General features: G+C 68.5%; 16 protein-coding genes. 5 read left to right on the top strand and 11 right to left on the bottom strand.

Translation table 11 applies throughout. The features are described 5' to 3' along the window. Positions 1 to 74 precede the first annotated feature (74 nt). Genes FOB47_RS15405 through FOB47_RS15395 form a run of 3 tightly spaced genes read right to left on the bottom strand, consistent with a single transcriptional unit; the run spans position 75 to position 2946 of the window. Positions 75 to 917, bottom strand: a complete 843-nt coding sequence (locus FOB47_RS15405) for a TatD family hydrolase (RefSeq protein WP_053821511.1) — start codon at positions 915 to 917, stop codon at positions 75 to 77. Between the two features lie 27 nt (positions 918 to 944). Further along, complete coding sequence (lolD, locus tag FOB47_RS15400; protein WP_053821510.1) at positions 945 to 1703, bottom strand: lipoprotein-releasing ABC transporter ATP-binding protein LolD; 759 nt, start codon at positions 1701 to 1703, stop codon at positions 945 to 947. After that, positions 1696 to 2946: a lipoprotein-releasing ABC transporter permease subunit gene (locus FOB47_RS15395; RefSeq protein WP_053821509.1), complete on the bottom strand. Its 1251-nt coding sequence runs from the start codon at positions 2944 to 2946 to the stop codon at positions 1696 to 1698. Before FOB47_RS15395 ends, lolD begins: the two co-directional genes overlap by 8 nt. A gap of 140 nt (positions 2947 to 3086) precedes the next feature. Here FOB47_RS15395 and FOB47_RS15390 point away from each other — a divergent pair, with 140 nt between their 5' ends. Continuing rightward, complete coding sequence (locus FOB47_RS15390; RefSeq protein WP_174781469.1) at positions 3087 to 4238, top strand: hypothetical protein; 1152 nt, start codon at positions 3087 to 3089, stop codon at positions 4236 to 4238. A gap of 91 nt (positions 4239 to 4329) precedes the next feature. Beyond that, the gene (recJ, locus tag FOB47_RS15385) at positions 4330 to 6027 is read left to right on the top strand and encodes a single-stranded-DNA-specific exonuclease RecJ (protein WP_174781468.1); all 1698 of its coding nucleotides are present in this window, start codon (positions 4330 to 4332) and stop codon (positions 6025 to 6027) included. A gap of 110 nt (positions 6028 to 6137) precedes the next feature. On the opposite strand, the gene FOB47_RS15380 is transcribed toward recJ, so the two are convergent. Beyond that, positions 6138 to 6884, bottom strand: a complete 747-nt coding sequence (locus tag FOB47_RS15380) for a M23 family metallopeptidase (protein ID WP_151023243.1) — start codon at positions 6882 to 6884, stop codon at positions 6138 to 6140. 324 nt (positions 6885 to 7208) lie between these two features. Between FOB47_RS15380 and prfB the strand changes: the two genes are divergently transcribed. From prfB to lysS, 3 genes are all read left to right on the top strand, one after another. Next, positions 7209 to 8313, top strand: a protein-coding gene (gene prfB, locus FOB47_RS15375) for a peptide chain release factor 2 (RefSeq protein WP_144425760.1) whose coding sequence is annotated in 2 segments (ribosomal slippage) — positions 7209 to 7289 and positions 7291 to 8313 — 1104 coding nt in all. Because the reading frame shifts where the segments join, the coding sequence is not laid out codon by codon here. Positions 8314 to 8400: 87 nt separating this feature from the next. Next, positions 8401 to 9183, top strand: a complete 783-nt coding sequence (locus FOB47_RS15370; RefSeq protein WP_174781467.1) for an SDR family oxidoreductase — start codon at positions 8401 to 8403, stop codon at positions 9181 to 9183. A 41-nt stretch (positions 9184 to 9224) separates the two neighbouring features. Continuing rightward, positions 9225 to 10757, top strand: a complete 1533-nt coding sequence (gene lysS, locus FOB47_RS15365) for a lysine--tRNA ligase (RefSeq protein ID WP_174781466.1) — start codon at positions 9225 to 9227, stop codon at positions 10755 to 10757. 67 nt (positions 10758 to 10824) lie between these two features. Here the strand turns inward: lysS and iscX are convergent, their stop codons facing one another. The 7 genes from iscX to FOB47_RS15330 all read right to left on the bottom strand — a co-directional run bounded on the left by iscX (position 10825) and on the right by FOB47_RS15330 (position 16108). After that, positions 10825 to 11019, bottom strand: coding sequence for a Fe-S cluster assembly protein IscX (iscX, locus tag FOB47_RS15360; RefSeq protein WP_006577719.1), 195 nt, complete (start codon positions 11017 to 11019; stop codon positions 10825 to 10827). A 67-nt stretch (positions 11020 to 11086) separates the two neighbouring features. After that, on the bottom strand, positions 11087 to 11425 hold the full coding sequence (gene fdx, locus FOB47_RS15355) for an ISC system 2Fe-2S type ferredoxin (protein WP_053821506.1): 339 nt from the start codon (positions 11423 to 11425) through the stop codon (positions 11087 to 11089). A gap of 45 nt (positions 11426 to 11470) precedes the next feature. Next, positions 11471 to 13336 carry a Fe-S protein assembly chaperone HscA gene (hscA, locus tag FOB47_RS15350; RefSeq protein WP_174781465.1) on the bottom strand — a complete coding sequence of 622 codons (1866 nt, stop codon included), beginning with the start codon at positions 13334 to 13336 and terminating at the stop codon, positions 11471 to 11473. A 122-nt stretch (positions 13337 to 13458) separates the two neighbouring features. Then, positions 13459 to 13977, bottom strand: coding sequence for a Fe-S protein assembly co-chaperone HscB (gene hscB / locus FOB47_RS15345; RefSeq protein WP_053821504.1), 519 nt, complete (start codon positions 13975 to 13977; stop codon positions 13459 to 13461). Between the two features lie 117 nt (positions 13978 to 14094). Next, positions 14095 to 14415: an iron-sulfur cluster assembly protein IscA gene (gene iscA, locus FOB47_RS15340; RefSeq protein WP_023263777.1), complete on the bottom strand. Its 321-nt coding sequence runs from the start codon at positions 14413 to 14415 to the stop codon at positions 14095 to 14097. A 23-nt stretch (positions 14416 to 14438) separates the two neighbouring features. Continuing rightward, on the bottom strand, positions 14439 to 14843 hold the full coding sequence (gene iscU / locus FOB47_RS15335) for a Fe-S cluster assembly scaffold IscU (RefSeq protein ID WP_053821503.1): 405 nt from the start codon (positions 14841 to 14843) through the stop codon (positions 14439 to 14441). Between the two features lie 47 nt (positions 14844 to 14890). Further along, a complete protein-coding gene (locus FOB47_RS15330) occupies positions 14891 to 16108 on the bottom strand; it encodes an IscS subfamily cysteine desulfurase (protein WP_174781464.1) in 1218 nt (405 codons plus the stop codon). Between the last annotated feature and the right edge of the window lie 59 nt (positions 16109 to 16167).

Below are 16167 nucleotides of genomic sequence, written 5' to 3'. Positions count from 1 at the left end.
CCGCAGACATGCACGCCCCCGCTCAAGGGATCACGATGCCGCGTTTATACCGCCGGGCGGCGGAACGAACCTTGTCAGTCCGTCACGGCGAAGGACGGTGCCATTGTCGCGGCAAAGGCGGCCAGCCGGGGCAGCGCCTCGGCCGCATTGCGCCAGGTCGCCCGGGCCAACGCGTCGGCATCGATGCCGCGCAGTTCGGCCAGCACGCGCGCGACGCCCGCCACCTCGGCCGGCGTGTTGCGCACCTTGCGCTGTTCGCCGAACTGGTCGTCGGTCAGCCAGGCCGGCGCGATATCCGGGGCATCGGTCTCCAGCACCAGCGCGTCCAGCGGCAACTCCACCGCCAGCCGCCGGATCTGCCGCGCGCGGCTGAACGTCACGTTGCCGCCGAAGCCGAGCTTGAAGCCCTGCTCGACGAAGCGCTGCGCCTGCTGCGCGCTGCCGTTGAAGGCATGGGCGATGCCGCGCCGCACGCCGACGCGCCGCAGTTGCGCGGCAACCTGATCCTGCGACTTGCGCACGTGCAGCAGCACCGGCAGATCGAACTCGCGCGCGATCTTCAGCTGCTCGACGTAGAGCCAGCTCTGGTGCTGCGCGTCGAGGCCCGGCACGAAGAAGTCCAGGCCGATCTCGCCGATGCCGACGAAGCGGGGGTCGGACAAGGCGACCTCGACCTCGCTGCGCAGCGCGTCCAGATCGGACTGCCCTGCCCCGGGCGTGCACAGCGGATGGATGCCGAGCGCGTAGACGCAGGCCGGATGGCGATGCGCCAGCGCGCGCACCGCGGCGAAGTTCGACACCGCCACCGCGGGCAGCACGATGCCGCCGACGCCGGCCGCGGCCGCGGCGGCCACCACCGCGTCGCGGTCGTCATCGAACTCGGCCGCGTCCAGGTGGCAATGGGTGTCGATCCACATCGGGGACAGGCTCCGGCGCGCCGCGGGTCAGCGTTCGCGATGCAGATGGCCGTCGCGCAGCCGCAGCACGCGGTCGCAGCGATTGGCCAGATCGAGATCGTGGGTGACGATCACGAAGCTGGTGCCCAGCGTGCGCGACAGCTCCAGCATCAGGTCGTAGACGCCGCCGGCCGTATGGTCGTCGAGGTTGCCGGTCGGCTCGTCGGCCAGCACGCAGGCGGGCTGCCCCACCAGCGCGCGCGCGATCGCCACGCGCTGCCGCTCGCCGCCCGACAGCTCGCCCGGACGGTGCTTCGCGCGCTCGCCCAGGCCGACGCGCGCCAGCATCGCCTGCGCCGCCTCGCGCGCCTCGCCCTGGCGCAGGCCGCGGATGCGCATCGGCATCGCGACGTTGTCCAGTGCGGTGAACTCCGGCAGCAGATGGTGGAACTGGTAGACGAAGCCGAGCGAGCGGTTGCGCACGAGGTTGCGCTCGGTCTCGCGCAGATCGGTGAAGGGCTTGCCGAGCAGCGCGACGCTGCCCGAATCGGGATTGTCGAGCCCGCCCAGCACATGCAGCAGCGTGCTTTTGCCCGAGCCGGAGGCGCCGACGATGGCGACCTTCTCGCCGGCGTCGATGCGCAGGTCGACGCCGCGCAGCACCTCGACATCGAGTCCGCCCTGGCGGAAACGCTTGCACAGCCCCTGCGCGGTCAGGATCGGCCTTGCCGCGGCGGTGGCGCCCGCCGGCACGGCCGCGGGGCAGGCGTCGGGGGAAGCGGCGCGGTTCAGCATGGTCTCACTCATAGCGCAGCGCCTCCGCGGGGTTCACGCGCGCGGCGCGCCAGCTGGGATAGAGCGTGGCCAGGATGGCCAGCACGAAGGAAATGGTGCCGATGGTGGCGATGTCGTTCACGCGCGGGTCCGAGGGCAATTCGCTGATGAAATAGATGTCGCGGGGCAGGAACTGGACCTGCAGGATCCGCTCGATGAAGGGCACGATCACGTCGATATTGGTCGCGATCAGCGTGCCGCCGAGCACGCCCAGCACGGTGCCGATGAAGCCGATCGCCACCCCCTGCACGATGAAGATGCGCATGATCGAACCGGGCTGCGCGCCCATCGTGCGCAGGATCGCGATATCGGCCTGCTTGTCGGTCACGGTCATCACCAGCGTCGATACCAGATTGAAGGCCGCCACCGCGATGATCAGCGTCAGGATGATGAACATCATCCGTTTCTCGGTCTGCACCGCGGCGAACCAGTTGCGGTTCTGCTTGGACCAGTCGCGCAGATAGAGCTCGCCGGACAGCGTGCCGGCCAGCGCATCGGCGACCTGCGGCGCGCGCTGCATGTCGGACAGCTTCAGCCGCAGGCCGTTGGGGCCATCGAGCCGGAACAGCGTCTGGGCGTCCTGGATGTCGATCAGCGCCAGCGCGCTGTCGAACTCGTAATGGCCCGACGAGAACAAGCCGACCACGGTGAACTGCTTGAGCCGCGGCAGCACGCCGGCCGGCGTGATGGTGCCCTGCGGCGCCACCAGCGTGACCTTGTCGCCGACGCGCACGCCCATCGCCGCGGCCAGCTCGCCGCCAAGCACGATGCCGAAGCCGCCCGGCTGCAGCTCGTTCAGGCTGCCGGCCTTGAACTGCTTGCCGATGTCCGAGACCTTGGGCTCCTCGGCCGGGTCGACGCCGCGCAGCAGCACGCCGCGCACCGTGTCGTCGCGCGTCAGCATCGCCTGCGCGGCGACATAGGGCGCCGCGCCGACGACCTCCTTGTTGCGCATCGCCTCGGCGGCGGTGCGGCGCCAGTCGGGCAGCGTGGAAGGGCCGATCACCTCGATATGCGCGAGCACCGACAGCATGCGGTCCCGCACCTCCTTCTGGAAGCCGTTCATCACCGACAGCACGACGATCAGCGCGGCCACGCCGAGCGCGATGCCGAGCATCGAGATCATCGAGATGAACGAGATGAAGGTATTGCGGCTGGCGCGTTTGCTGGCGCGGGTATAGCGCCAGCCGATCTGCCACTCGTAGGGAAAGTTCAAGACGGTTCCTGTGTTCGTTGCCAATGCGCGATGGGCGCAATTGCCCGCGCCATTGCCCGCGCAACTGCCCGCGCAAATCCGGCGCCAATTCGGTGAATCGGGACGCGCCGGCCAGCCGCGAGTTTACAATCTCGCCAACCATGACGACGCACCTGACCCTGATTGTGCCCTTTTCGGTCCCGCCCGGCGCGGATACCGAGGGCCTGGACGAACCGAACGGCACCGGTGGCGGCATTGCCGGCGCGCTGCTGCGCCAGTTGGAGTTGCCGGCGCTGGGAAAGTTGCTGACCCGCGCTGGCGCCACCGCGCGCGAGCGCCACGGCCAGGGCTACGACCCGACGGCCCTGCGCTCGCTGCCGCATGAACGCTGGCTGGCGGCGCGCGCGGGCCTGGACACGGCGCGCGTGCCCACCGCCCCCTACATGCGGCTGGCCGACCATGGCGGCGCCGCGGCGGGCCGCGACGAGCAGTCGTGGGTCTGCCTGCAGCCGGTCCATATCCATGCCGCGCGCGATCATCTGGTGCTGATGGACCCGGCGCTGCTGACGCTGGACGCCGCCGAATCGGCCGCGCTGCGCGAGGCCATCGGGCCGCTGCTGGACGATTCCGGCATTGCGCTGGACGCTCCCCATCCCGGCCGCTGGTATCTGCCCGAGGCCGTGTTCGGCCCGCTGGACGCGACGCCGCCGCTGCGCGCGGCCGGCCGCAATATCGATGTGTGGATGCAGTCCGGCCCGCGCGAGCGTGACTGGCGCCGGCTGCAGAACGAGATCCAGATGACCTGGTTCGACCATCCGGTCAACCAGGCGCGCGAGGCCAGCGGCGCGCTGGCCGTCAACTCGGTCTGGCTGCATGGCGGCGGCGCGCTGCGGCCGGTGCCGCGGCTGGCCGATACGGTGCTGGCCGACGATCCGCTGCTGCGCGGGCTGGCGCTGGCCGGCGGCGCCGCATGCCGGCCCTTGCCGTCCTCGCTGGCGGCGCTGGCCTCGGAGACGTCGCAGCACGCCGACGGCAGTGCCATGGCGCTGCTCGATGCCTGCGCCTCGGCCTATATCGCCGAGGACTGGGGCAGCTGGATCGAGCGGCTGCATGCGCTCGAGGCCGACTGGTTCGCGCCGGCGCTGGCCGCGCTCGAGGCGGGCCGGCTGCAGGCGCTGACGCTGGTGCTCGGCGGCGACGACCATCACGCCGAATTCACCGTGCGCCGGGGCGACCTGCGCAAGTTCTGGCGCGGCCTGGGCATGCGCGGCGACTGGCGCGCGCTGCTGTCCGATCTGGCGCTGGCCGCATGAGCGCGACCATGCCGATGCCACTTCTCCCGTCTTACCCGCTCAGTATGCGTTGCCGCCGCGCCGGCCCCTGCTCCGCTATCGTTCCGACTCCATGACCCGCATCGCGATCCGCCCCCACCAGCCCGACCACGCCAGCGCCCTCGCCGCGCTGGGCCTGCATCCGACGCTGGCGCGCATCCTGTCGGCGCGCGGCGTCACCCATGCGCGCGAGCTGGCCACCGACCTGCCCGAGCTGATGGCGCCGCAGGCGATGAAGGGCATCGACCGCGCCGCGGTCTATCTGGCCGACGCGATCGCGGCCCGCCGCCGGCTGCTGATCGTCGCCGATTACGACTGCGACGGCGCCACCGCCTGCGCGGTCGGCGTGCGCGGTTTGCGGATGCTCGGCGCGCAGGTCGACTACATCGTGCCGAACCGCTTCGAATACGGCTACGGCCTGACGCCGGAGATCGTCGCGCTGGCGGCGCAGCGCAATCCCGACGTGATCGTCACCGTCGACAACGGCATCGCGAGCGTCGATGGCGTGGCCGCGGCCAATGCGCGCGGCATCGACGTGGTCGTCACCGACCACCATCTGCCGGGCGACCGGCTGCCCGACGCCGCGGTGATCGTCAATCCGAACCAGCCGGGCTGCGGCTTCCCCAGCAAGAACCTGGCAGGCGTCGGCGTGATGTTCTACGTGCTGCTGGCGCTGCGCGCCGAACTGCGCCAGCGCGGCGTGTTCACGCCGGCCAGCCAGCCGCGGCTGGACACGCTGCTCGATCTGGTCGCGCTCGGCACCGTGGCCGACGTGGTCAAGCTCGACAGCAACAACCGCATCCTGGTCGCGCAGGGCCTGAAGCGCATGCGCGCGGGCCGCATGCATGCGGGCGTGGCCGCGCTGTTCCGCGCGGCCGGACGCGAGGCCAGCCGCGCCACCACCTTCGATCTCGGCTTCGGCCTGGGGCCGCGGCTGAACGCCGCGGGACGGCTGGCGGACATGTCGCTCGGCATCGAATGCCTGCTCAGCGACGATGCGGAGCGCGCCTGGGAGATCGCCCAGCAGCTCGATGCGATGAACCGCGAGCGGCGCGACATCGAGGCGGGCATGCAGCAGGAAGCGCTGCAGATCCTCGAACGTCCGCTGGACGGGCTCGATCCGTCGTCGCGCTTTACCGTCAGCGTGTTCAACGACACCTGGCACCAGGGCGTGATCGGCATCGTGGCGTCGCGCCTGAAGGAGAAATTCCATCGGCCGACGATCACCTTCGCGCCGGGCGACGAGGCCACGATCAAGGGCTCGGGCCGCTCGATCCCGGGCTTTCATCTGCGCGATGCGCTCGATCTGGTCTCCAAGCGTCATCCCGGTCTGCTGGTCAAGTTTGGCGGCCATGCGATGGCGGCCGGCCTGACGCTGCGGGCCGGCGACTTCGAACGCTTCATGGACGCGTTCGAGGGCATCGGCCGCGAATGGCTGACCGACGATCACCTGGCCCGCGTGATCGAGACCGACGGCGAGATCGAGGACCACTGCTTCGATCCGGCCTTCGTGTCGCTGCTGGAGCAGCAGGTATGGGGCCAGGGCTTCCCGCCGCCGACCTTCTGCGGGGAGTTCGACGTGCTGCGCCAGACCGTGCTCAAGGGCAAGCATCTGAAGCTGCAGCTCGGACGCGGCAAGCGCCAGTTCGACGCGATCTGGTTCAACCACGCCGACACGCTGGGCGCCAGCGCGATGGTCGCCTACCGGCTCGACAACAACACCTTCAACGGCGTCACGCGCGTGCAGATGGTGATCGAGCACGCGCAATAGCAAGCCGGCGCCTCACGCTGTCGCCCCCGCGCAGGCGTGGCGGCAGCGGCTTGTCCGGCCAGTTTGCAGTCACTGGGTCGCCGCCTGCGTGGGGACGACGAAACGGATGCCTATCCCCGCGCAGGCAGCATGCTGGCCGGATCGACCGGCTTGCCGTTGCCGCGCACTTCGAAATGCAGCTCGCTGGCGGCGGCGCCCATGCGGCCCACCACCTGGCCGGCGTCGACGTGGGCGCCTTCCTTGACCATCGGCTGATCGAGATTGCCGTAGACCGTCAGCCAGTCGTCGTTGTGCTTGACGATCACCAGCGTGCCATAGCCGCGCAGCGCGCCGACATGGATGGCCCAGCCGGCCGCGGCCGCGCGCACGGTGCCGTTGGCCGGCACCGCGATGCGAAGGCCCTTGCTCGACGGCGGCGAATAGCCGTGCGTGACCGTGCCGTCCGCCGGCCATTGCAGCGCGATGCGGCTGGACGGCGGCCGGCTCGACGGCGCCGCGGCGCGCGGCGTGTCCTCGACCGTGGTCGGGCCGCTGGCGTTGCTCGCCGCCGCCGCCGTGGCGCCGGCGGCAGGCCGGACGCGGATCAGCTGGCCCACTTCGATGCGGTCGGCGCTTGGCAACGCGTTCCAGCGCACCAGATCGCGCACCGAGCGGCGATGGCGGCGCGCGATCGAATACAACGTGTCACCGGAGCGGACACGGTAGAAGCCATCCGGCGCGGGGCCGCCCTCGCCCACCGTGCCGCAGCCGGCCAGCGTGGCCAGCATCGTGGCGGCCAGCGCGGCGATGGCGCGACGCCGGCCGATGGCGGGGGCGTCGGTGGCGGTCGCGGTCGGGAAGGTCGTGGTGGCTGGCATCGTCATGGCGGCATCGGAAATCTGGCGCCCGCCGCAATATCGATGGCCCGGATCTACGGGCCCGGCTGTCGCGGCGGCGGACTGGAACGGCGGATAAAAACGGAAGCGGCGCCACCGATGTAACGGTTGACGCACCCGCAACTGTAGACCATCGGTCACGGCCACAGTTCGGCGTGGCGTCCGCGAACAGCTGCGTGGCGCCCCGGCGACCGCGGCGGCGGCCGGCCGCAGGCGCGGCCTTCCGCGCGGCGCATTATCCGCCATTGCCGGGGGAATGCCTCCCCGTTCCGCTATAATTCACGGTTTTCAAAGCGCAAGAACACCATGGAAGCAGAACGCCTCAACGCCATCTCCGGCGCCATCTCCGATCTCCGTTCCCGGACGGAAGATCTACGGGGGTATCTTTGACTACGACGTCAAGGTAGGACGTCTGGCCGAAGTCAACGGCGAACTGGAGGACCCCGAGGTCTGGAACAACCCGAAGCGGGCCCAGGATCTCGGCAAGGAAAAGAAGATGCTCGAAGGCGTGGTCCAAGTCCTGGGCAAGCTGACCGAGGATCTGGAAAGCGCGCAGGAGCTGTTCGAACTCGCGCGTGAAGAGGGCGATGACGACACGCTGGTGTCGATCGAAGAGGACGTCAAGGGCTTCGAGGCGACCGTCGCCGACATGGAGTTCCGCCGCATGTTCTCCGGCGAACTCGATCAGGCCAATGCCTTCATCGACATCCAGGCCGGCGCCGGCGGTACCGAGGCGTGCGACTGGGCCTCGATGCTGCTGCGCCAGTACCTGAAGTACTGCGAGCGCAAGGGCTTCAAGGCCGAAGTGCTGGAAGAATCCGAGGGCGACGTCGCCGGCATCAAGAGCGCCACGATCAAGGTCGAGGGCGAATACGCGTTCGGCTATCTGCGTACCGAGACCGGAGTGCACCGGCTGGTGCGCAAGTCGCCGTTCGATTCCTCGGGCGGCCGGCACACCTCGTTCTCGTCGGTGTTCGTCTATCCGGAGGTCGACGACTCGTTCGAGGTCGAGATCAATCCGGCGGACCTGCGCGTCGATACCTATCGCGCTTCCGGCGCGGGCGGCCAGCACATCAACAAGACCGATTCGGCGGTGCGGATCACGCATATTCCGACCGGCATCGTGGTGCAGTGCCAGAACGACCGCTCGCAGCACCGCAACCGCGCCGAGGCGATGTCGATGCTGAAGTCGCGCCTGTACGAGCACGAGATGCGCAAGCGCCAGGCCGAGGCCGACAAGCTCGAATCGACCAAGACCGATGTGGGCTGGGGCCACCAGATCCGCTCGTACGTGCTGGACCAGAGCCGCATCAAGGACCTGCGCACCAACGTCGAAATGTCCAACACGCAGAAGGTGCTGGACGGCGACCTGGACAACTTCATCGAAGCGAGCCTGAAACAGGGCCTGTAAGCGCAGCACCGGCGCCGGCCGCGCCACCCATCCCGCGGCGCGGCCGTGCCGCGGGGTCCGACCTCTCTCTCCGCCAGGGCGACATCCATGACCACAGCCGCATCGACCGACGCTACGACCGACGCATCGCATCTGATCATCGTCACCGGCGCCTCGCGCGGGCTGGGCGCCGCGCTGGTGCGCGCGCTGATGGTGCCGGGCAACCGGCTGGTGTGCGTGGCGCGCAGCCGCAATGCCGAACTGGAGCAGGCCGCGCAGGCCAGCGGCGTGCCGATCGCCTGGCATCTGCAGGACCTGTCGAAGCCCGCGCAAGGGGCAAGCTGGCTGGCGAGCGTGCTCGACAGCATCGACGCCCCCGCCAGCGCGACGCTGGTGCTGAACGCCGGCGTGATCGAGCCGATCGCGCCGATCGCCGAGCTGCAGGAGGCCACGCTGGTGCCGCACCTGATGACCAACCTGGTGTCGCCGATGACGATGACCGCGGCCTTTCTGGCGCGCAGCGAGCGCTTTGGCTGCCCGCGCAAGGTGCTGGCGATCTCGTCGGGCGCCGCGCGCCGGCCGGTCGAGGGCTGGAGTGCCTACTGCGCCGGCAAGGCGGCGCTCGACATGTTCGTACGCTCGGTCAATGCCGAATACGCGTCGCTGCCGGCCGAGCGCGGCGTGCGCGCGGTGGCGCTGGCCCCGGGCGTGGTCGATACCGGCATGCAGGCCGCGATCCGCGAGGCCGACTTCGCCCAGGTCGAACGCTTCCGCTCGCTGAAGGCCAACGCGCAGCTGACCAGCCCCGACGAGGCCGCGGCCCGCATCGCCGCCTATCTGCAGCGCGCCGACTTCGGCAGCACCGAACTCGACGATATCCGCAATACCTGACTTTCCCGCGCGGCCCTCGTGCCCCGCCCTTTGACGACATCATGACCGAACCCACCCGCGCGCCTGCCGAGCAGGCCCCCGCCGTCGACGAAAACAAGATCATTGCCGAACGGCGCGAGAAGCTGCAGGCGCTGCGTCAGCAAGGCGTCGCCTTTCCCAACGACTTCCGCCCGACCCACCAAGCCGCCAGCCTGCACGCGCAGTACGGCGAGGCCGACCAGGCCGCGCTCGAGGCCAGCCCGGTCGAGGTCGCGGTGGCCGGCCGCATGATGCTCAAGCGCGTGATGGGCAAGGCCAGCTTCGCCACGGTGCAGGACGGCAGCGGCCAGATCCAGTTCTACATCACGCGCGACAAGGTCGGCGAAGACGTCTACGCGCAGTTCAAGCATTGGGACCTGGGCGACATCGTCAGCGCGCGCGGGCTGCTGTTCCGCACCAACAAGGGCGAATTGTCGGTGCAGGTGCAGGAGCTGCGCCTGCTGTCGAAGTCGCTGCGGCCGCTGCCGGACAAGTTCCACGGCCTGGCCGACCAGGAAATGAAGTACCGCCAGCGCTATGTCGACCTGATCGTTTCGCCGGAGACGCGCGCGACCTTCCGCGCCCGGACCGAGGCGATCTCGTCGCTGCGCCGCCATATGGCCGAGGCCGGCTTCATGGAAGTCGAAACGCCGATGCTGCATCCGATTCCCGGCGGCGCCGCGGCCAAGCCCTTCATCACGCACCACAACGCGCTGGACATGCAGATGTTCCTGCGCATCGCGCCCGAGCTCTATCTGAAGCGGCTGATCGTCGGCGGCTTCGAGCGCGTGTTCGAGATCAACCGCAATTTCCGCAACGAGGGGGTCAGCCCGCGCCACAACCCCGAGTTCACGATGATGGAGTTCTACGCGGCCTATACCGACTACCGGTGGCTGATGGACTTCACCGAGGACCTGATCCGCAAGGCGGCGATCGACGCGCGCGGCAGTGCGACGCTGACCTACCAGGGACGCGAGCTGGACCTGGGCAAGCCCTTCCATCGTCTGACGATCACGCAGGCGATCCAGAAGTACGCGCCCCAATACACCGATGCGCAGCTGGCCGATGCCGAATTCCTGCGTGCCGAGCTGAAGAAGTTCGGCGTCAACACCAGCGCGCCGCAATTCCTGAACGCCGGACTGGGCACGCTGCAACTGGTGCTGTTCGAGGAGACCGCCGAGAGCCAGCTGTGGGAGCCGACCTTCATCGTCGACTATCCGGTCGAGGTGTCGCCGCTGGCGCGCGCCTCCGACACCGTGCCCGGCATCACCGAGCGCTTCGAGCTGTTCATCACTGGCCGCGAGATCGCCAACGGCTTCTCGGAGCTCAACGATGCCGAGGACCAGGCCGAGCGCTTCCGCAAGCAGGTCGAGCAGAAGGACGCCGGCGACGAGGAGGCGATGTATTTCGACGCCGACTACATCCGCGCGCTGGAATACGGCATGCCCCCGACGGGCGGCTGCGGCATCGGCATCGACCGCCTGGTGATGCTGCTGACCGACAGCCCGAACATCCGCGACGTGATCCTGTTCCCGCATCTGCGGCGGGAAGACTGAGGTCGCCGCGGCGGCCCAACAAAAAAAGCGCGCTTCATGGAAGCGCGCTTTTTTTTGCGTCCGCAGCCTACTCGGCTTCCGCGATCCACGCGGCCTGGATGGCCTCGAGGATCTTCTCGCCCGAACGCTCGGGCAGGTCGTCGAAGCCGTCCAGCTCCAGCACCCAGCGGCGCAGGTCGGTGAAGCGCACGGTCAGCGGATCGACGTCGGGGTACTTGTCGTACAGCGCCGCCGCGATGTCATAGGTGTCGGTCCATTTCATCAGGGGTTCTCCAAGGTCTTCGTTCGCCGTCGGGGTTGCCGTGCCGCCCGGGCAGGCACTGCAAGGCTCAGTGGCCTTCCTTGGCGTGGTTGATCGTGTATTTGGGAATCTCGATGGTCAGGTCTTCGTCGGCGACGATCGCCTGGCAGGACAGCCGGGAATTCGGCTCAAGGCCCCAGGCCTTGTCGAGCAGGTCTTCCTCTTTCTCTTCGGCTTCGTTCAGCGAATCGAAGCCCTCGCGCACCACCACGTGGCAAGTGGTGCAGGCACACGACTTCTCGCAGGCATGCTCGATCTCGATGTCATGCTCGAGCAGCACATCGCAGATGCTGGTGCCCTTCCTGGCTTCGATGACGGCGCCCTCGGGGCAGTATTCGGCGTGGGGCAGTACGACAATCTGTGGCATATCGGGTCCTGATTTGGGGATGGCGGGCGGTCGCGGCGAGCGCGCTCAGCCGAGCTCCTGCACCTTGCGGCCGGCCAGCGCCTGCTTGATCGAGCGGTCCATGCGGCGGGCCGCGAACTCGTCGGTGCCGCGCGACAGCGTTTCGATGGCGGCCTTGATCGCCAGATGGTCGTCGCCCGCAGCGGTCTCGCGTACGCGCGCCATCAGCGCTTCGACCTCGGCGCGCTCGTCGTCCGACAGCAGATCGCCGTCGGCCTGCAGCGCGCTGCGCGTGGCCTCGAGCAGGCGCTCGGCCTCGACGCGCTCCTCGGCCAGCGCACGGCTCTTCATGTCGTGCTCGGCCTCGCGGAAGCTGTCCTGCAGCATCCGCGCGATATCGTCGTCGCCGAGCCCGTACGAGGGCTTGACGGCGATCGAGGCCTCGACGCCCGACTGCGTCTCGCGCGCCGACACCGACAGCAGGCCATCGGCATCGACCTGGTAGGTCACGCGGATACGCGCGGCGCCGGCCACCATCGGCGGAATCCCGCGCAGCTCGAAACGCGCCAGCGAACGGCAGTCGCTGGCCAGCTCGCGCTCGCCCTGCAGCACGTGGATCGCCATCGCGGTCTGGCCGTCCTTGAAGGTGGTGAATTCCTGCGCGCGCGCCACCGGGATCGTGCTGTTGCGCGGAATGATCTTCTCGACCAGGCCGCCCATCGTCTCGACGCCCAGCGACAGCGGGATCACGTCGAGCAGCAGCCAGTCGTCGCCCGGCGCGTTGTTGCCGGCCAGCAGATTGGCCTGCATCGCCGCGCCCAGCGCGACCACCTTGTCCGGATCGAGATTGGTCAGCGGCGGCTGGCCGAAGAAATCGGCAACCGCCTTGCGGATCGACGGCATGCGCGTGGCGCCGCCGACCAGCACCACGCCCTTGACCTCGTCGGGCGCCACGCCGGCATCGCGCAGCGCCTTGCGCACCGGCGCCAGTGTCTTCTGCACCAGATGCGCGGTCATCTCGCGGAACTGCTCGGCGGTCAAGGGCAGGTGGACGATCTCGCCGGTGCCCAGCACCGCGTCGATGACCGTGCTGTCGGCTTCCGACAGCGCTTCCTTGGCGGCGCGCGCACGCACCATCAGCAGGCGCGTGTCCTCGGCCGACAGCGGCTGCAGGCCGGCCTGCTCGACGATCCAGCAGACCAGCCGCTGGTCGAAGTCGTCGCCGCCCAGTGCGGAATCGCCGCCGGTCGCCATCACCTCGAAGACGCCCTTGGTCAGCTTCAGCACAGAGATATCGAAAGTGCCGCCGCCCAGGTCGTAGACCGCGTAGATCCCTTCCGAGGCGTTGTCGAGTCCGTAGGCGATCGCCGCCGCGGTCGGCTCGTTCAGCAGGCGCAGCACCTCGAGGCCGGCCAGACGCGCCGCGTCCTTGGTCGCCTGGCGCTGCGCATCGTCGAAATAGGCGGGCACGGTGATCACCGCGCCGACCAGGTCGTCGCCCAGCGCATCCTCGGCGCGCTGGCGCAGCGTGGCCAGGATCTCGGCCGACACCTCGACCGGGCTCTTGATGCCGGCGACGGTCTTGATCTGCAGCATGCCCGGCGCGTCGACGAAGTCGTACGGGGTGTGCTCGATATGCGCGACGTCGTGCAGGCCACGGCCCATGAAGCGCTTGACCGAGACGATCGTGTTCTTGGGGTCGCGCACCGCCTCTTCCTGCGCGCGGAAGCCGATCTGCGCGCTCTGGTTCGGCAGATAGCGCACCACCGACGGCAGCAGCGTGCGGCCGCTCTCGTCGGCCAGCACCTCGGGAATGCTGTTGCGGACGGCCGCTACCAGCGAATTGGTGGTGCCAAGGTCGATACCGACCGCGAGCCGTCGCTGGTGGGGCGCCGGCGACATGCCGGGTTCGGAAATCTGAAGCAGTGCCATGTCAATCTTCTGTTGTCGGGGCGGGCGGCGCGATGGCCGGGCGAAGGCCCGGCGCGCTGCCGCATTACCCGCTTTTGCCGGGGCGCCATTGTGTCATGGCCCCCGCGATGGTGCCTGCCGCGCTAGCCTTCGAGGCGGTCGATCGCCTCGCTCGCGTCGTGCTCGATCTTCTCGACGAACATCAGCTGGCGCGCCGCGGCGGCCGCGGCCTCGTTGTCGCCGGCATCGAGCAGTCCGCCCAGTGCGCTCTGGCGTTCGCGCTTCTGCTGGCGCAGCGAACGCAGCAGCGCGTCCAGCGCCGCGGCGTCGCGCTGCTGTACCGCGTCCTGCAGCGCCTCGCGCCATTCCATCTGCTGCATCAGGAAGTCGGGCGCCATGGCCGTATTGTTCTCGGCCTGGATATCGATGCCGCGCAGCGACAGCAGATAGATCGCGCGCTTGAGCGGCTGGCGCAGGGTCCGGTAGGCCTCGTTCGCATGCGCGGCCCATTGCATCGCGACGCGCCGTTCGGCGTCGCCGGCGTGGGCAAAGCGGTCCGGGTGGGCCTGCGATTGCACCGTGCGGTAGGCGGCGTCGAGCGCGGCCTCGTCGACGGTGAAGCGGGCCGGCAGCCCGAACAAGGCAAAGTAATCGTCTTTCAAGGTAGTCCTGCTGGAAGGCTGTGGCGGGGGCGGCGGCGCGCGCCGAGGCGCGAGGCGCCGCCACCGTGCCCGGCCCTCTCCCGCCAGCGGGAGAGGAACACGCTCAGGCCGCCGGCCTTACACGCGGAACGATTCCCCGCACCCGCACTCGTCCTTGACGTTCGGGTTGTTGAAGCGGAAGCCCTCGTTCAACCCTTCGCGGGCGAAGTCGAGCTCGGTGCCGTCGATATAGGGCAGGCTCTTGGGATCGACCACCACCTTGACGCCGTGCGACTCGAACACCTGGTCCTCCGGCTGCAGCTCGTCGACATACTCGAGCTTGTACGCCAGGCCGGAACAGCCGGTCGTCTTGACGCCGAGCCGCAGGCCGATGCCCTTGCCCCGGCGGTCCAGATAGCGCGAAACGTGCTTCGCGGCTTTTTCGGTCAATGTGATCATCGCTACCACTTCCCTTCGATCGCTCAGGCGGCCTGTTGCGTCGGGGCGCCCGCGTGCTTCTTCTTGTAGTCTTCGACCGCGGCCTTGATCGCGTCCTCGGCCAGGATCGAGCAGTGGATCTTGACCGGCGGCAGCGCCAGTTCCTCGGCGATCTGGGTGTTCTTGATCTCCAGCGCCTGGTCCACGGTCTTGCCCTTGACCCACTCGGTCACCAGCGACGACGAGGCGATCGCCGAGCCGCAACCGTAGGTCTTGAACTTCGCGTCCTCGATCACGCCCTGCTCGTTGACCTTGATCTGCAGCTTCATCACGTCGCCGCAGGCCGGCGCGCCGACCATGCCGGTGCCGACGGCGTCGTCGTTCTTGTCGAACGAGCCGACGTTACGGGGATTTTCGTAGTGGTCGAGTACCTTGTTGGAGTAAGACATTTGGCTACCTCTGTGACGTATCTTTTATGGGGTCGGATGGACAGCGTTCAATGCGCCGCCCATTGAATCGAATTCAGGTCCACGCCGTCCTTGTACATCTCCCACAGCGGGGACAGGTCGCGCAGCTTGCCGATCTTGCTCTTCAACAGTTCGACCGTGTAATCGATCTCCTGTTCGGTGGTGAAGCGGCCGACGGTGAAGCGGATCGAGCTGTGCGCCAGTTCGTCGTTGCGGCCCAGCGCGCGCAGCACATAGGACGGCTCCAGCGAGGCCGAGGTGCAGGCCGAGCCCGACGACACGGCGACGTCCTTGATCGCCATGATCAGCGACTCGCCTTCGACGAAGCTGAAGCTGACGTTCAGGTTGTGCGGCACGCGGCGCTCGAAATCGCCGTTCAGATAAACCTCTTCCATGCCGGACAGGCCGTTCCACAGGCGGTCGCGCAGCATGCGGATGCGCTCGTTCTCGGTCGCCATTTCCTCGCGGGCGATGCGGAAGGCCTCACCCATGCCGACGATCTGGTGCGTCGCCAGCGTGCCCGAGCGCATGCCGCGTTCGTGGCCGCCGCCGTGCATCTGCGCCTCGATGCGCACGCGCGGCTTGCGGCGGACATACAGCGCGCCGATGCCCTTCGGGCCATAGGTCTTGTGCGCCGAGAACGACATCAGGTCGACCTTCAGCTTCGACAGGTCGATCTCGACCTTGCCGGTGGCCTGCGCGGCGTCGCAATGGAAGATGATGCCCTTCTCGCGGCAGATCTCGCCGATCTGCTCGATGTCCTGGATCACGCCGATCTCGTTGTTGACCAGCATCACCGACACCAGGATGGTGTCCGGGCGCAGCGCCTGCTTGAACACCTCGATGTCGATCAGACCGTTTTCCTGCACGTCCAGGTAGGTCACCTCGAAACCCTGGCGCTCCAGTTCGCGCGTGGTGTCGAGCACGGCCTTGTGTTCGGTCTTGACCGTGATGATGTGCTTGCCCTTGCCCGAGTAGAAATTGGCCGCGCCCTTGATCGCCAGGTTGTCGGACTCGGTCGCGCCGGAAGTCCAGACGATCTCGCGCGGATCGGCGCCGACCAGCGCGGCGACCTGCTCGCGCGCTTCCTCCACGGCCTTCTCGGCTGCCCAGCCGTAGGCGTGGCTGCGCGACGCGGGATTGCCGAACTGCTCGCGCAGATACGGAATCATCTTGTCCGCCACGCGCGGGTCCACCGGCGTGGTGGCCGAATAATCCATGTAGATCGGGAAATGTGGGGTGCTCATCGTTGTCACTGCCTTGTTTTGACTGCCGGGTGGGACACTGTGCGTCGCCTGGCCGCGGT

This window comes from Cupriavidus gilardii (assembly GCF_013347325.1).
Taxonomy (GTDB): domain Bacteria; phylum Pseudomonadota; class Gammaproteobacteria; order Burkholderiales; family Burkholderiaceae; genus Cupriavidus; species Cupriavidus gilardii.
The sequence above is the reverse complement of the archived record's forward strand: the minus strand, read 5'-3'. Positions and strand labels throughout refer to the sequence as shown.

Excerpts from the sequence above, each read along its gene's own strand:
- iscA (WP_023263777.1), bottom strand. The coding sequence starts at position 14,415 with ATGATCACATTGACCGAAAAAGCCGCGAAGCACGTTTCGCGCTATCTG.
- hscA (WP_174781465.1), bottom strand. The coding sequence starts at position 13,336 with ATGGCACTGCTTCAGATTTCCGAACCCGGCATGTCGCCGGCGCCCCAC.
- FOB47_RS15370 (WP_174781467.1), top strand. The coding sequence starts at position 8,401 with ATGACCACAGCCGCATCGACCGACGCTACGACCGACGCATCGCATCTG.
- FOB47_RS15405 (WP_053821511.1), bottom strand. The coding sequence starts at position 917 with ATGTGGATCGACACCCATTGCCACCTGGACGCGGCCGAGTTCGATGAC.
- iscX (WP_006577719.1), bottom strand. The coding sequence starts at position 11,019 with ATGAAATGGACCGACACCTATGACATCGCGGCGGCGCTGTACGACAAG.
- FOB47_RS15380 (WP_151023243.1), bottom strand. The coding sequence starts at position 6,884 with ATGCCAGCCACCACGACCTTCCCGACCGCGACCGCCACCGACGCCCCC.
- FOB47_RS15330 (WP_174781464.1), bottom strand. The coding sequence starts at position 16,108 with ATGAGCACCCCACATTTCCCGATCTACATGGATTATTCGGCCACCACG.
- iscU (WP_053821503.1), bottom strand. The coding sequence starts at position 14,843 with ATGTCTTACTCCAACAAGGTACTCGACCACTACGAAAATCCCCGTAAC.
- recJ (WP_174781468.1), top strand. The coding sequence starts at position 4,330 with ATGACCCGCATCGCGATCCGCCCCCACCAGCCCGACCACGCCAGCGCC.
- fdx (WP_053821506.1), bottom strand. The coding sequence starts at position 11,425 with ATGCCACAGATTGTCGTACTGCCCCACGCCGAATACTGCCCCGAGGGC.
- lysS (WP_174781466.1), top strand. The coding sequence starts at position 9,225 with ATGACCGAACCCACCCGCGCGCCTGCCGAGCAGGCCCCCGCCGTCGAC.
- FOB47_RS15390 (WP_174781469.1), top strand. The coding sequence starts at position 3,087 with ATGACGACGCACCTGACCCTGATTGTGCCCTTTTCGGTCCCGCCCGGC.
- lolD (WP_053821510.1), bottom strand. The coding sequence starts at position 1,703 with ATGAGTGAGACCATGCTGAACCGCGCCGCTTCCCCCGACGCCTGCCCC.